The organism is Acinetobacter brisouisimilis (assembly GCF_000368265.1).
Taxonomy (GTDB): domain Bacteria; phylum Pseudomonadota; class Gammaproteobacteria; order Pseudomonadales; family Moraxellaceae; genus Acinetobacter.
In genome coordinates this window covers 184,418-199,375 of record NZ_KB851218.1, presented here as the reverse complement: position 1 = coordinate 199,375, position 14,958 = coordinate 184,418, and the positions used below count along the sequence as shown (strand labels likewise).

The window sequence follows — 14,958 nt, the reverse complement described above, 5'->3', positions numbered from 1 at the left end:
TTTCAGGAAAAAACAATATTTGTGACCCAGCCGAGCGAGTTATGCTCCTCGGCACACGGAGAAAAAAATTGAAAGACTTGCTCGATATCATGCGTAAGAAGACGGACTCTGACGGTCATGCTCCAGTAGAGTTTGATCGCATCCGTATTGGTCTTGCGTCACCAGAAATGATTAAGTCGTGGTCTCACGGTGAAGTTAAAAAGCCAGAGACAATCAACTACCGTACCTTTAAACCAGAACGTGATGGTTTGTTCTGTGCCAAAATCTTTGGTCCAGTAAAAGATTACGAATGCTTGTGTGGTAAATACAAGCGTATGAAATATAAAGGCGTCATTTGTGAAAAATGTGGCGTTGAAGTAACAACTGCAAAAGTTCGTCGTGAACGTATGGGTCACATCGAGCTTGCATCACCAGTAGCACACATCTGGTTCTTGAAATCATTACCAAGCCGTATCGGTTTGCTTCTTGATATGACATTACGTGATATCGAACGTGTATTGTATTTCGAATCATACGTTGTGACTGATCCTGGTATGACTCCGTTCGAGAAGTATCAGCTTCTGACTGACGAAGAATACTTCAATGCACTTGAAGAACACGGTGATGAATTTACTGCGAAAATGGGTGCAGAAGCGGTTCAGGACTTGTTGAAAGACATCGACCTTGAAGCTGAAATCACACGTTTGCGTGAAGAAATTCCTCAAACAACTTCTGAAACGAAGTTGAAAAAAGCGTCTAAACGCTTGAAATTGATGGAAGCATTCAAAGAGTCAAACAACAAGCCAGAATGGATGGTGATGAACGTACTTCCAGTACTTCCACCAGACTTGCGTCCACTTGTACCACTTGAAGGCGGTCGTTTCGCGACTTCTGACTTGAATGACCTTTACCGTCGTGTGATCAACCGTAATAACCGTTTGAAACGCCTTCTAGACTTGGCTGCACCAGACATCATCGTACGTAACGAAAAACGTATGTTGCAAGAGTCTGTGGATGCCTTGTTAGACAACGGTCGTCGTGGTCGTGCAATTACAGGTTCGAACAAACGTCCGCTTAAATCTTTGGCTGATATGATCAAAGGTAAGCAAGGTCGTTTCCGTCAAAACTTGTTGGGTAAACGTGTTGACTATTCTGGCCGTTCGGTAATTACCGTAGGTCCATCTTTACGTTTGCACCAGTGTGGTCTTCCGAAGAAAATGGCACTTGAACTATTCAAGCCGTTTATTTTCGCGAAACTGCAAGCTTCAGGTCAGGCAACAACCATTAAAGCTGCGAAGAAAATGGTTGAACGCGAGACTCCGGAAGTTTGGGACGTTTTGGCATCTGTGATTCGTCAGCATCCAGTGATGTTGAACCGTGCGCCAACACTTCACCGTTTGGGTCTTCAAGCATTTGAACCGATCCTGATCGAAGGTAAAGCGATCCGTCTACACCCACTCGTATGTACAGCGTTTAACGCCGACTTCGACGGTGACCAAATGGCGGTACACGTACCATTAACACTTGAAGCTCAACTTGAAGCTCGTGCGTTAATGATGTCAACCAACAACATCTTGTCACCTGCCAATGGTGAGCCGATTATCGTACCTTCTCAGGACGTGGTCTTGGGTCTTTACTACATCACGCGTGATGCGGTAAATGCCAATGGTGAAGGCATGGTGTTTGCGGATACTCATGAAGTGAACCGTGCGCTTGCAACAGGTCAAGTGGCGATGCACGCCCGTGTAAAAGCACGTGTACACCAAACTGTAATTAACGAAAATGGCGAACGTGAAAAACAGACCATTATTGTTGATACAACGCCTGGTCGCTGCTTACTTTGGGAAATCGTACCTGAAGGTCTAAGCTTCGAGTCAATCAACCTTGAGATGACCAAGAAAAACATCTCAAAACTGATCAACTCTTGCTATCGTAAATTAGGTCTTAAAGATACCGTTATCTTTGCTGACCAATTGATGTACTTGGGCTTCCGTCAAGCGACTCGCTCTGGTGTATCTGTGGGTATGGAAGACATGCTCATTCCACCACAAAAACAAGCAATTATTGCCAAAGCAGAAGCTGAAGTCCGTGAAATCGAACAACAGTTCGAACAAGGTTTCGTAACTGCGGGTGAACGCTATAACAAAGTGGTCGATATTTGGGCGCGTACCAACGACCAAGTTGCCAAAGCGATGATGGACAACTTGTCTTATACTCTTGTGAAAAACAAGAAAGGTGAAGACGAGAAACAGAAATCATTCAACAGTATCTACATGATGTCTGACTCTGGTGCGCGTGGTAGTGCTGCACAGATTCGTCAGCTTGCAGGTATGCGTGGTTTGATGGCTAAACCAGATGGTTCGATCATTGAAACTCCAATTAAAGCGAACTTCCGTGAAGGTTTGACAGTACTTCAGTACTTTATTTCAACCCACGGTGCGCGTAAAGGTTTGGCGGATACTGCATTAAAAACTGCGAACTCTGGTTACTTGACACGTCGTCTTGTAGACGTTGCACAAGACTTGGTTATTACTGAGCCTGACTGTGGTACAGCAGGCGGTCTAGTCATGACTCCACTCATTCAAGGTGGTGACGTGATCGAGCCATTACGTGACCGCGTATTGGGTCGTGTAACTGCAGAAGACGTAAAACGTGCATCTGATGATGAAGTTGTATTGCCTCGTGGTACTTTAATTGACGAGAAAATTGCAGCTTATCTTGAAGAAGCAGGTGTCGATGAAGTTAAAGTTCGTTCAGTTGTAAACTGTGAATCTACATTTGGTGTATGTGCACGTTGTTACGGTCGTGACTTGGCTCGTGGTCACTTGGTAAACCCAGGTGAATCTGTTGGTGTAATGGCAGCACAGTCAATTGGTGAACCAGGTACACAGTTAACCATGCGTACGTTCCACGTAGGTGGTGCAGCGAGCCGAACTTCTGCGGCAAACAGCGTACAAGTGCGTAACAAAGGTACTGTACGTTTCCACAATGTGAAAACTGTACAGCATACCAAAGGTCATTTGGTTTCTGTTTCACGTTCAGGTGAAATCGGTATTGCAGATGATTTAGGTCGTGAACGCGAGCGTTATAAACTTCCTTACGGTGCAAGCATTGTACTGAAAGATGGTGAAGTGGTTGAAGCTGGTGGTATCGTTGCGACTTGGGATCCGCATACCCATCCATTGGTAACAGAAGTTGCTGGTAAAGTACGCTTCTCGCAAATTGCTGATGGCGTAACTGCAACATCGAAAACTGATGATGCAACGGGTATGACCACAGTTGAAATCTTGCCTGTAACTGCACGTCCTGTAGCTGGTAAAGATATGCGTCCTGCGATCGTGCTTGATACGGCTGATGGTACTGAACAGTTCTACTTCTTGCCACAAAACACAATCGTAACTGTACGTGATGGTGAAACGATTGGTGTGGGTGACGTTATTGGTCGTGTACCACAAGAAACGTCACGTACTCGTGACATTACCGGTGGTTTGCCACGTGTTGCGGACTTGTTCGAAGCGCGTAAACCGAAAGAACATGCAATCTTGGCTGAAGTGTCAGGTGTTGTAAGCTTCGGTAAAGAAACCAAAGGTAAGAACCGTTTGGTTATTGCTCCAGATGATGGCTCTGAAATCTATGAAGAGCTTATTCCGAAATGGCGTACCATTAACGTGTTCGAAGGCGAGCATGTCAACCGTGGTGAAACCATTTCTGATGGTCCACAAAACCCACATGACATCTTACGTTTGAAAGGCGAAGTGGCGTTGACCAACTACATCGTGAACGAAGTTCAGGACGTTTACCGTCTGCAAGGTGTAAAAATCAACGATAAGCACATTGAAGTCATCGTACGTCAAATGTTGCGTAAAGTTGATATCACTGATGGTGGCGATACAAGCTTCATCAAAGGTGAGCAAGTCGATTACATCCGTATGGTACAAGAAAACCAAGCAGTTGCAGCGCAAAACAAATTCCCAGCGAAATTTGAGCGTCAATTGATGGGTATTACCAAAGCGTCGCTTTCTACTGACTCGTTCATTTCTGCTGCATCATTCCAGGAAACCACTCGTGTGTTAACTGAAGCGGCTGTAACAGGTAAAGAAGATGAGTTACGTGGTCTGAAAGAGAACGTGGTTGTAGGTCGTTTGATTCCTGCAGGTACAGGTCTTGCGTATCACTTGGAACGTCGTCGTCAAGAAGCTGAAGCTGCGGAGTTTGAACTTCACAATGACTTTAGTGATGTTGACCAAGCGTTTAGCCAAGCATTAAATGAAAGCCAATTCTAAGTTTGAATTGACTGACTAAAAAAAGAGCCTTTCGAGGCTCTTTTTTTTGTTTATATACTTTGAAAATAGCTATTACGTAATAGTGATTAATTTGTTTGAATTAGAAATAGTTAAGAAATTTAAGCCCTAATAAAACAAGAGAAGTATGGGATGAAAAATGAAAAGTTTTTAGAAAGGATATTAATAGTCCTTAGTTATATGATTTTTATACTTGTCATAGGATTATTGGCAAGATTTATGAATGAAGTCATTAACATTGCTAGCAAATTACAAGATAAACACTCTACTTTCAGTTTCATGAGTTATCTTATTGCTATGCTACAAGTTGCTGGAATTAAAGGATTGATACGATGTGATTTTTTGAAAATTGAGCCTCTTGTTATCAAATTAATGAAGAATAATAAGTTTTTACTGGTTCAGAACATATCAAGTCCTCGCAGTGTATTAAATGATAAAGAGGTAATAAATTTTGATAAATATTTATATTAAATTTGAGTTTTCTAGCTTAATCCATACTGTTAAAAATTAATTGAACATTGCTGAGTTGGCTTAGCCATTTAAAGAATATGCTTAGCATAAAAATTCATAAACAGGATTCTGGATTATTTGAGATTGTGAATTAAAACGGTTTATGATCTTGAAATAACCTTTAAAAAACTATTCAGGAAGACTCATGACAACAGATGCACAATTTCCAACGCCAGCCAATTTAGGTATTGCAGTTTATGCCAACAACGCCGAAGCAATTGGCAACACACCACTGGTTCGCATTAACCGTATTATTCAAGGTGGGGCAACTGTACTGGCAAAAATTGAAAGCCGTAACCCTGCATTTTCAGTGAAATGCCGTGTAGGTGCAGCGCTGGTCGCAGATGCTGAAAAACGTGGTGTGCTTAAAGCGGGCATGCATATTGTTGAGCCAACCAGTGGTAATACAGGTATTGCTTTGGCATTTGTAGCGGCTGCAAAAGGTTATCCGATTACCTTAACTATGCCTGCTAGCATGAGTCTAGAGCGTCGTAAAGTACTGAAGGCGCTTGGTGCAAACTTGGTATTGACTGAACCTGCAAAAGGCATGAAAGGTGCGGTAGATGAAGCAATCCGCCTTGCCACTGAACAGCCAGAGCTTTACTTCCTGCCACAGCAGTTTGAAAATCCTGCCAACCCGCAAATCCACCAAGACACGACAGGCCCTGAAATTTGGCAGGCAACAGGCGGTCAGGTCGATATTTTGGTGTCAGGTGTTGGAACTGGCGGCACAATCACTGGGATTTCACGTTACTTTGAACAAGTACAAAACAAGCCATTGTACTCAGTTGCAGTTGAACCTGCTGAATCCCCAATTATTAGTCAATACCAACGTGGCGAAGATCTTACGCCAGCACCACATAAAATTCAGGGGATTGGTGCAAACTTCATTCCTAAAAACCTAGACCTCAGTTTAGTCGATGAAGTTTTACCAGTGACTAGTGAAGAAGCTTTGGAATGGGCACGTAAAACTGCAACTCAAGAAGGTATTTTGGTGGGTATTTCATGTGGTGCAGCATTGGCAGCAGCAGCGAAACTGGCTGCACGTCCTGAAAATGCTGGAAAAACCATTGTCGTGATTTTACCAGATAGCGGTGAGCGTTATTTGTCTTCGGTATTGTTTGAAGGTTTGTTTGCTGAAGAATAAGCTCAGCCTACAAAGTGAAGTTGTAAAAAGACAAGGTAAAATGCCTTGTCTTTTTTATTATCAGGTTTCATCTTGCTGTGCGTTGCGGCGACGTTCTGCCAAGCGTTGTAGCCAGACCTGTTTTGTCTGTGGCTTGATAAATAAACCGACAATTTCAGGATGCATGTGTTTGACGCGCATTTCCAGACGGTTAACACAAGCTTCAATCTCGTCGGAAGTCAGGTTATCTTTAAACTCCAAACTGAGCGATGCAATCACCTGATGTGCACCCATTTGCTGGGTGAGTACGCCATTGGCATGCAGCACAGCATAATCTTGCTGTACCAGTTCTAAAATATGCTTCGGCAGCGCAGGATCGGCAGATTCCCCCATAAGTAGACCTTTGGTTTCACGTGCCATAAAAAATGCCACCACCGCCAAAATACAGCCAATCAGGATAGAGGCAATACCGTCTAGCACAGGTGCATGATAATAATGCGAAAGGAATACGCCCAAAAAAGCGATCATTAAGCCTAATAATGCTGCGCTATCTTCAAATAAAACGGTAAAAGTGGTTGGGTCTTTGCTTTTGCGAAAGGCTTCAAAATATCCCATATCGCCTTTGTATTTGCGAAAGCCCTTGAGCGCTAGTAACCAAGAAAAACCTTCACAGACAAAAGCAATGACAAGAATGACATAGTTAATGACGGGCGAAGTGATGGCTTCAGGTTCAGCAATATGATGAAGACCCTGATAAATTGACACCACTGCACCCAGTGCAAAAACCAGTAACGCTACAATAAATGACCAGAAATACAGTTCACGACCATAACCAAACGGATGCTCTTCATCGGGCGTTTGCTGGGATTTTTTTAAACCGTGCAACAACAAAATTTCGTTGAGTGTATCGACCACCGAATGCACCGCCTCACTGAGCATGGCGGCACTCGAAGTGAGAAAAGCTGCAATAAACTTAGCCACCGCAATAATCAGATTGCCAACTAAGGCGATATAAATTACACGGCGGTTACTGGAGGCTTTTTTCATAGATGGCCCTTAAAATAATCTGGGAATCTGGTTTTGATTCATCAATATTGTACGCTTTGCCCAATGGATAATCATAAAAAATGCCCTGTTGGATGTACCAACAGGGCATTCAAATCATGCAAAATAAGTTCTAGAGTTTTGAGCGGTTTTTCGGTTTAACTAAAAACTTATGTGCAACTGCGAGGAAGATGAGCCAAATTGCTCCGACATAGAGTGCTGGGCGTGAGTCTGGAAAATAACCAATCATGGCAATCACAAAAATCATAAATGCTGTGGCAATGATTGGAGCAACTGGCCAGCCGATGATTGGGAAATCCAGTTTCTTGATGTCTTCTGCACTGAGTTTTTTCCGCATTCCCATTTGTGCCAGCAAAATCATGAGCCATACATAAACCGTTGCAAATGTTGCAATTGAAGCAATGATTTCAAAGACATTTTGTGGAATCAGATAGTTTAAAACCACACCAGCCAAAAGCACGACGGTCATGACCACAACAGGCATGAGTGGTGCGCCATTTTTTGAGGTTTTACAGAAAATTTTCGGAGCATGACCTTTGAGTGCCATACCGTACATCATGCGACCTGCGCCAAATACATCACTGTTAATGGCAGAAATAGCCGCAGTAATGACCACGATGTTCAGGATTGCTGCCGCTGATTTAATACCTAGACCTTCAAAAATCTGAACGAATGGGCTACCTGCAGTTCCAATTTGGTTCCATGGGAAAATCGACATTAAGACAAAAATCGTGAGGACATAGAACAGAATAATACGGATCGGCACGGCATTGATGGCACGTGGAATCGCAGTTTTCGGGTCTTGGGTTTCGCCCGCAGTCACCCCAATAATTTCAATTCCACCAAACGCAAATACCACCACGGAGAAACAGGCAATAAAGCCAGAAATTCCGTTTGGCATAAAGCCGCCATGCCGCCACAAATTGGCGATGCCTGGGGTAAAGTCACTATGGGGTATGTGCATGCCATACAACATGATGCCAAACCCACCCAAAATCATGGCAATAATCGCAGTGACCTTGATAATAGATAGCCAGAATTCGACTTCACCATAGACTTTGACATGAATCAGGTTAATCGCGCCCAAGAATAAAATGACCGAGAGTACCCAAATCCAGCGCGGAACATCGGGAAACCAAAACCCCATGTAAATACCAAATGCAGTCACATCGGCAATTGCCACAATGACCATTTCAAAGACATATGTCCAACCTGTGGTAAAACCTGCCAATGGGCTGAGATACTCAGAGGCATAATGGCTAAAGGAGTCTGAAACAGGGTTGTGTACCGCCATCTCACCGAGTGCGCGCATCACGATATAAATGGCTACACCCGCAATCATATAGGCAAGTAAAACAGATGGTCCTGCCTGCTTTATTGCAGATGCCGAACCATAAAATAACCCTGTTCCAATCGCCGAACCTAGCGCAAGGAAACGGATGTGACGCGTATTCAGCCCGCGCCGTAAAGTAGATGTCTCTGACATTATTCACTCCAATTCATGCGCGCATATTGTATAGAAGCTTGACAGGGAGTTCACACAATATTTGCCCAGCTCCAGTATTTCCTGATGAATATTGAAGAATTTGTGCTGTATGCGTATCTTTTGATCGATTACAAAAAAAAGTAATAAAGGGTTTTGTTGTAACAAAATGTTATGATTTTTTACTACAAAAAAGTTTAGTCTGATACTGAACAACAGCATAGTCTATTAGGAGCAAAATGATGAAAAAATTACTCGGTTTATGTGCGCTTACTGCCTTATCTGGCATGATGCTGGTTGGCTGCCAAAGTATGTCACCTTCTGAGCAAAATATTGGTGCGGCAGCGTTAGGTGGTGCAATTGGTGGTGGTGCTGGTAACCATGTAGGTGGTGGTTTAGGTGCGGGCGTTGGTGCTGCTGCAGGTGCAGGTATCGCTAGCCATACCCAAGGTGGTTCAAGAACGACAACAGGTAGTGCAATTGGCGCAGGCGTGGGTGCAGTCATTGGTAAAGCAGTATTAGGTGGTGATGCTGGTGCAGCAATCGGTGGTGCAATTGGTGGGGGCGCTGGTGCTGCTATCCAAGAAAACAAATAAACGTTTGTCGCGTTGATTTATAGGGCTATACTTCGGATAGCCCATTATTTTTTTGATCAATGATCATGTTATAGAAATTAAGTACAACAATAATTAAGTTCATTATTTTTCAACTCAACATCAGTTTGGTTAACACCTATTCAGCTATTTAAGTCAATCCAGATCTGCCAAATTGAAACAGTTATTTTGTACTATGAAAATGCCTTGCGGCAGATCTTGGTATAGGTTGAATCTTGTATGAGGGATGCTGATTTTTGAAAATTAAAAAATAAGCTTAGCATAATAATCACAAATATTATTTAAAATAAACTTGTTTCATAATCTATTTTATTTGTGAGAATAAATTGTAAGTTGATTATTTTAAATCAGATTAAAGTAGTTGGAATAATATTATTATAATCAGATTAAAAAGGTCTGATTAATCAATTGTAAATCAGATAAAAATGGTTTTATATCATAAATTTGTATTTTAAAACCCAACCAAATCAATATGATTTAAAAATAAATTTTAATTAAAACAATATATTATAAATAATGTTGTGGTTGTTGTTAAAAAATGTATTGCATTCGTTTAAATCAGCTTTTAATATTTAATTAATTTATAAAAGGGGTTGTAAACATGTTGAAAAAAACATTAGTCCTAGCATTATTAGCGGCTTCTTCTGCAACATTTGCAGGTAATTGGCAGGTAAAAGTAGGGGTAAGTGACATTGCACCGTCAGGTGAAAGCAATCTTGCAAATGGTGCTGTTAAAAATGCTCAAGCAAGTAATGAAGTTGCATTTACACCATCAGTAGAGTATTTTTTTGGTAATACGCCATTTTCTGCAGAATTGCTTTTGGCAAACCCAGTTTCTCATGATGTTAAGTCAGATAATTTAGGTAAAATTGCATCATTAAAAGAATTACCACCTACACTAACCGTAAAATATAATTTTAAAAATTCAACTCGCTTCACACCATATGTAGGTATTGGTGCAACTGCATTCCTTCCATGGGATGTGAAAAGTAAGCTGCCTGGTGCAAAAATTGGTGCTGATAATGCCTTTGGCGTAGCGGGTCAGGTTGGTGTGAACTATAAGCCAAAAGATGCTCAAAACTGGGGTCTATATTTTGATGTACGTTATGCAGATATTAATACAGACATCAAAGTTAATGGCGCTAAAGTTGGCAGCTTAGATGTCAATCCAGTGGTTTATACTGTTGGTTATAGCTACCGTTTCTAAGTCTCTTTGCAACAGAGTTAGAATTAAAAACCTCATTCATTTGAATGAGGTTTTTTTATGCCTGCTACAGTAGATGTACTGAATTGTCTTATAAATATAATGGGTTGGAGAGGCTGTAAACTTTAGACTAGAGTGACCAGACAGATTACAGAGGAAAGTGTGATGACTCGATTATCTATCGGATTTTGTATTTTGGTTTTGGGAATTTATTCGCAAGCTCAGGCAGCCAGTTTTTCTTGTGAAAAAGCCCATTTAAAGGCAGAAAAAACCATTTGCCAGCGACGTTCACTGAATGATGCTGACGTGAAAATGGCAACCATCTATCAAATTATCCTGCATGCTTTGCCCATGGGCGGATGTGATCAACAGAAAGAAATTCAATGGCAATGGCTCAAATCCCGTAATGCCTGCGGAGCAAATGTTCCTTGCTTAAGCAAAGCTTATCAGCAGCGCCAACAACAGCTTGATACAATGATTCAGCAGCGTATTTTGAATCATGGGCCTTTTTAGAGTGAAAAAAATTATATTGTAAGCATTGAAAAATTTCAGAATTACTCCATTCATAAAGCATTCAAGAAAAAATACCGATCTATATTTAAAGGAGTGATTCATGAGCGAACAAAAAGCGTCACAAAATTATAGTTTCCAAGCAGAAGTTGCCCAGCTTTTGCATCTCGTGACACATTCACTATATTCCAACCCAGAAATCTTCTTACGTGAATTGATTTCAAATGCGTCAGATGCGTGTGATAAATTGCGTTTTGAAGGCATCAATCATCCAGAATTTTATGAAGATGATGCTGATTTGCATGTACGTGTCAGTTTAGACAAAGAGCAAAAAACCATTACCATTTCGGATAACGGGATTGGTTTAACGGCACAAGAAGCGATTGAAAATCTGGGAACAATTGCCAAGTCAGGTACCAAGGACTTTATGTCTAAACTGACAGGTGATCAAAAATCGGATGCTCAGCTGATCGGTCAGTTTGGTGTTGGCTTTTACTCGGGCTTTATTGCTGCTGATAAAATTACAGTTGAGTCACGCCGTGCAGGGGTAGCTGCATCTGAAGGAGTTCGCTGGATTAGTGGTGGTACAGGCGAGTTTGAAGTTGAACAAATTGAAAAAGCCTCACGCGGTACAGACATTATTTTGCATTTGCGTGAAGATAAGTTGGATTACTTAGAATCTTATAAAGTTAAGCAAATCATCAATAAATACTCTGACCACATTAGCTTGCCAATTCAAATGCAAAAAGAAGTTTGGCAGCAAGAAGAAGTGGCTGAAGGTGAAGAGCCGAAAGCAGGTCAGTACGTTAAAACTGACGAATGGGAAGCGGTTAATTCGGCAAGTGCGCTGTGGACACGTAACAAAAATGACGTGACTGAAGAGCAATATGTTGAATTCTATAAAAACTTAACCCATGACTATGAAGCACCACTGGCGTGGGCGCATAACCGTGTTGAAGGCAATACCGAATATACTCAGCTTTTATATATTCCAAGCAAAGCACCTCAAGATATTTTCACCCGTGAAGCGAAAGCAGGCATTAAGCTGTACGTAAAACGCGTGTTTATTATGGATGATGCAGACAACCTGATTCCAAACTATTTGCGTTTTGTACAAGGGGTTGTGGACAGCGCTGATTTGCCACTGAATGTCAGTCGTGAATTGTTACAAGAAAGCCGTGATGTCAAAACCATTCGTGAAGGTAATGCGCGCCGTATCTTGACTGTGATTGATGGTTTAGCCAAATCAGAAGACGAAAAAGATCAGGAAAAATTCAAGCAGTTCTATGCTGAATTTGGTGCTGTACTCAAAGAAGGTTTGGGCGAGGACTTTGGTAACCGCGAACGTATTTTAAAAATCTTACGTTTTGCGACATCAAATAACGATGAAATCAGCACTTCTTTAGCTGACTATAAGGCACGTATGAAAGAAGGCCAAAAAGCCATCTATTACGTGACTGCTGACAGTTTAGCGGCTGCGAAAAACTCGCCACAACTTGAAGTCTTCAAGAAAAAAGGCATCGAAGTATTGTTGATGGCAGACCGTGTCGATGAATGGGCAATGAACTTTGTTCATGAGTTCGATGGTACGCCAATGCAAAGCGTGTCTAAAGGTGCGGTAGACTTAGGTGACTTGCAAGATGCTGAAGAGAAAAAGGCACTGGAAAAAGCCGCTGAAGATTTCAAACCAGTGGTTGAAAAATTGTCTGACTCACTCAAAGACAAAACCAAAGAAGTACGTGTAACGACCCGCCTGGTAGATTCACCTGCATGCTTAGTGACTAGTGAAGGTGAATTGTCACCACAGTTACTGCGCATGTTGAAACAGGCAGGTCAGGCAGTACCTGAAAGCAAGCCGATTCTTGAAATTAACCCTGAACATCCATTGGTGAAAAAACTCGATAGCTCAGAGCAGTTTGATGACTTAGCCAATGTGATCTTTGATCAGGCCGTGATTGCAGAAGGTGGCTTACCTGAAGACCCTGCGGCATATGTAAAACGGATTAACAGCCTGTTATTAAAATAATAGTGTGTTAAATCTAAAAAGCCTCTGTAAATCAGAGGCTTTTTATTTTTCTAAAGACAGAAAGTGAAATTTATACAGGATCAATATGGGTAATCACATCAATCACTCGATGTTTCTGCATAATCTGGTTTCGGACATTGACCGCAATATCGTGGCCTTCACGTACACTGAGTGAACCCTCAACTTCGATATGTGCATCAACAATAATCATGTCACCCATTTTACGGCTACGGATGTTATGTACGCCACTGATACCAGTTGTTGTTAAAAAGGTTTGGCGAATCGCCTCGACTTCACTTTCATCGGCAGCACGGTCCATCAAATCACTCAGTGCTTCCCAACCGAACTCAACGCCCATTTTTAAAATAATACAGCCAACGATCAAAGCTGCTATCGGGTCTAAAATCGGATAACCCATGAGGTTACCAATAATACCGACCATCACCACCAAAGATGAGGCAGCATCCGAACGCGCATGCCAGGCATTTGCGACCAGCATGCTGGATTTGACTTGTTTGGCGATACGAAGCATGTAACGGAATAGCAGTTCTTTAGCGATCAGGGCAGTCGCTGCAACATAAATCGCAACGCTATGTACTTGTGCAATCTGTTCATGATGCATAATTTTATTAATTGCAGAGATCGACATGCCAACCCCTACACCGACCAATAGAAGCCCTAGTACAAAAGAGGCTGCATTTTCAAAGCGATAGTGCCCAAATGGGTGATCATCATCAGCATCTTTCTGGCTAAAGTGATTGGCAATTAATACAATAAAGTCAGCAACTAAATCACTTAAAGAGTGAATACCATCGGCAACTAAACCTTGCGATTTAGAAAAAATACCGATCATGATTTGCAAAATAGATAGACATAAATTGACGACCACACTGACCCAAGTGGTTTTACTGGCAGCTTTAGCCCGTTGTTCAGGGTGAATAAAATCATCTTCATGAGTATCATCAAAATGCGGTATTAACATAAGTAAAATGAAATAGCAGCAGAAGGGAAGGAAAGTTTACGCTAGTTTTTAACCAAATTGAATTATTATTTTTTTAAAAATGTTTAAAAATCAGTTATTTATTTAATAATAATCTTGAGGATATTGAAAATAATTTCACTTTGGAAATGCTTCTTATCTTGATCAATGCATCTGTTGGTTTAGAAGTTAGTTTGAAATTGTAGTGAGGTACTAAAAATATGACGTCCCTCATTATTGGTTAACTCCTTGTAATAAGAGACTTCATTTTCGATATAAATCCAATTGTACAACAATGGTCTTCGCCAAGAGACATAAGGTCCCCAGCTTTGTAATTCGATATCACGCTTGGTCTTGTCATAAATACCGCTCGAATAAATACCATAAGTTAAACGCTTGTCGTTAGGAAATTGCTGCTGGCGAAATAGATGGTTATCCCAAGTGTAGGTTTCATCAAAGGTCTTGACGACTGAAAACTGTGTTGATGCAAGCGTTGTTTTAGATTCTTGTTGTGTAAGTTTAAAATTGGTTTCCGAATAGTTACGGCTTTGTGCGCCATAGCGAAAAGTTTGCGCCGCGTTAAAGCTAAATTTGGGGGTGAGCTTCCAGTTTTTTTCAGCGCTGAGTTCAACATAAACATCAGAAGGTGAATTTGAACCTAGGTTCATATCATTTTGAAAAGGTAACATTTTGGACAAATCTGACAGCACATGTTTGACCCAGTGATTGTCTGTACTGACTTTTTTACGGACTGCTTTCTGTGTACGGTTTTCACCAAATATGCGACGTTTACGACGATTCTGCTCAGCTTTTTGTGCTTTTTCTGCCAAAGAATCTTGAGAAAATACGGCTATTAGCTCTTCACTGAGTTGGGGTGAATAGGGATCAAACTCAGGTGCATACGGATTTTCGGGTAAATTTTGAAATGGCGAAGGTGGCCATAAACGTGTAGGTTGCAGATTGTGTAACCGACAGATATTTTCATTGGAAAATGAGAATAAGTGATATTGTTGTTCTTGGTTCAGTAATTGGTTTGCAAACGTATTTGTAGAAACAAATAGTGCCATAATCAGCAATTTTCGATTTATAAAAGCATTGAAATAAATCATGGGCATAAAATCATCAAAAGCATTGATGTAGCATATGAGAATAAATCTGCTA

General features: G+C 41.3%; 11 protein-coding genes. 7 read left to right on the top strand and 4 right to left on the bottom strand.

Features of this window, described 5'->3' with window-relative positions; all coding sequences use genetic code 11:
* Positions 1-68: 68 nt before the first annotated feature.
* From rpoC to cysK, 3 genes are all read left to right on the top strand, one after another.
* Entirely contained in the window at positions 69-4,262 is a 4,194-nt protein-coding gene (rpoC, locus tag F975_RS02270; protein ID WP_034425647.1) for a DNA-directed RNA polymerase subunit beta', read from the top strand.
* Positions 4,263-4,412: 150 nt separating this feature from the next.
* Positions 4,413-4,751, top strand: coding sequence for a hypothetical protein (locus F975_RS02265; protein WP_004749880.1), 339 nt, complete (start codon positions 4,413-4,415; stop codon positions 4,749-4,751).
* Positions 4,752-4,935: 184 nt separating this feature from the next.
* Positions 4,936-5,937 (top strand): cysteine synthase A, encoded by a 1,002-nt coding sequence (gene cysK / locus F975_RS02260; RefSeq protein WP_004749879.1) that lies wholly within the window; start codon positions 4,936-4,938, stop codon positions 5,935-5,937.
* A gap of 60 nt (positions 5,938-5,997) precedes the next feature.
* On the opposite strand, the gene F975_RS02255 is transcribed toward cysK, so the two are convergent.
* Together F975_RS02255 and F975_RS02250 are read right to left on the bottom strand one after the other, a co-directional pair.
* On the bottom strand, positions 5,998-6,963 hold the full coding sequence (locus F975_RS02255; RefSeq protein WP_004749877.1) for a cation diffusion facilitator family transporter: 966 nt from the start codon (positions 6,961-6,963) through the stop codon (positions 5,998-6,000).
* A 130-nt stretch (positions 6,964-7,093) separates the two neighbouring features.
* Complete coding sequence (locus tag F975_RS02250) at positions 7,094-8,467, bottom strand: amino acid permease (protein WP_004749876.1); 1,374 nt, start codon at positions 8,465-8,467, stop codon at positions 7,094-7,096.
* A 239-nt stretch (positions 8,468-8,706) separates the two neighbouring features.
* Between F975_RS02250 and F975_RS02245 the strand changes: the two genes are divergently transcribed.
* The 4 genes from F975_RS02245 (at position 8,707) to htpG (ending at position 12,818) form a co-directional block, all read left to right on the top strand.
* Entirely contained in the window at positions 8,707-9,060 is a 354-nt protein-coding gene (locus F975_RS02245) for a glycine zipper domain-containing protein (RefSeq protein WP_004749875.1), read from the top strand.
* A 619-nt stretch (positions 9,061-9,679) separates the two neighbouring features.
* Positions 9,680-10,285, top strand: coding sequence for an OmpW/AlkL family protein (locus tag F975_RS02240; RefSeq protein WP_004749874.1), 606 nt, complete (start codon positions 9,680-9,682; stop codon positions 10,283-10,285).
* A gap of 162 nt (positions 10,286-10,447) precedes the next feature.
* Complete coding sequence (locus F975_RS02235; protein WP_004749873.1) at positions 10,448-10,795, top strand: lysozyme inhibitor LprI family protein; 348 nt, start codon at positions 10,448-10,450, stop codon at positions 10,793-10,795.
* Between the two features lie 100 nt (positions 10,796-10,895).
* Positions 10,896-12,818, top strand: coding sequence for a molecular chaperone HtpG (gene htpG / locus F975_RS02230; RefSeq protein ID WP_004749872.1), 1,923 nt, complete (start codon positions 10,896-10,898; stop codon positions 12,816-12,818).
* Between the two features lie 70 nt (positions 12,819-12,888).
* Here htpG and F975_RS02225 read toward each other — a convergent pair whose 3' ends face one another.
* On the bottom strand, positions 12,889-13,800 hold the full coding sequence (locus tag F975_RS02225) for a cation diffusion facilitator family transporter (RefSeq protein ID WP_004749871.1): 912 nt from the start codon (positions 13,798-13,800) through the stop codon (positions 12,889-12,891).
* 179 nt (positions 13,801-13,979) lie between these two features.
* Positions 13,980-14,912 carry a hypothetical protein gene (locus tag F975_RS02220; RefSeq protein ID WP_228127400.1) on the bottom strand — a complete coding sequence of 311 codons (933 nt, stop codon included), beginning with the start codon at positions 14,910-14,912 and terminating at the stop codon, positions 13,980-13,982.
* Positions 14,913-14,958: the final 46 nt, after the last annotated feature.

What these genes read in the sequence shown, in the direction of transcription:
- F975_RS02265 (WP_004749880.1), top strand. Translation starts at nt 4,413, where the DNA reads ATGAAAAATGAAAAGTTTTTAGAAAGGATATTAATAGTCCTTAGTTAT.
- cysK (WP_004749879.1), top strand. Translation starts at nt 4,936, where the DNA reads ATGACAACAGATGCACAATTTCCAACGCCAGCCAATTTAGGTATTGCA.
- F975_RS02255 (WP_004749877.1), bottom strand. Translation starts at nt 6,963, where the DNA reads ATGAAAAAAGCCTCCAGTAACCGCCGTGTAATTTATATCGCCTTAGTT.
- F975_RS02250 (WP_004749876.1), bottom strand. Translation starts at nt 8,467, where the DNA reads ATGTCAGAGACATCTACTTTACGGCGCGGGCTGAATACGCGTCACATC.
- F975_RS02245 (WP_004749875.1), top strand. Translation starts at nt 8,707, where the DNA reads ATGAAAAAATTACTCGGTTTATGTGCGCTTACTGCCTTATCTGGCATG.
- F975_RS02240 (WP_004749874.1), top strand. Translation starts at nt 9,680, where the DNA reads ATGTTGAAAAAAACATTAGTCCTAGCATTATTAGCGGCTTCTTCTGCA.
- F975_RS02235 (WP_004749873.1), top strand. Translation starts at nt 10,448, where the DNA reads ATGACTCGATTATCTATCGGATTTTGTATTTTGGTTTTGGGAATTTAT.
- htpG (WP_004749872.1), top strand. Translation starts at nt 10,896, where the DNA reads ATGAGCGAACAAAAAGCGTCACAAAATTATAGTTTCCAAGCAGAAGTT.
- F975_RS02225 (WP_004749871.1), bottom strand. Translation starts at nt 13,800, where the DNA reads ATGTTAATACCGCATTTTGATGATACTCATGAAGATGATTTTATTCAC.
- F975_RS02220 (WP_228127400.1), bottom strand. Translation starts at nt 14,912, where the DNA reads ATGCCCATGATTTATTTCAATGCTTTTATAAATCGAAAATTGCTGATT.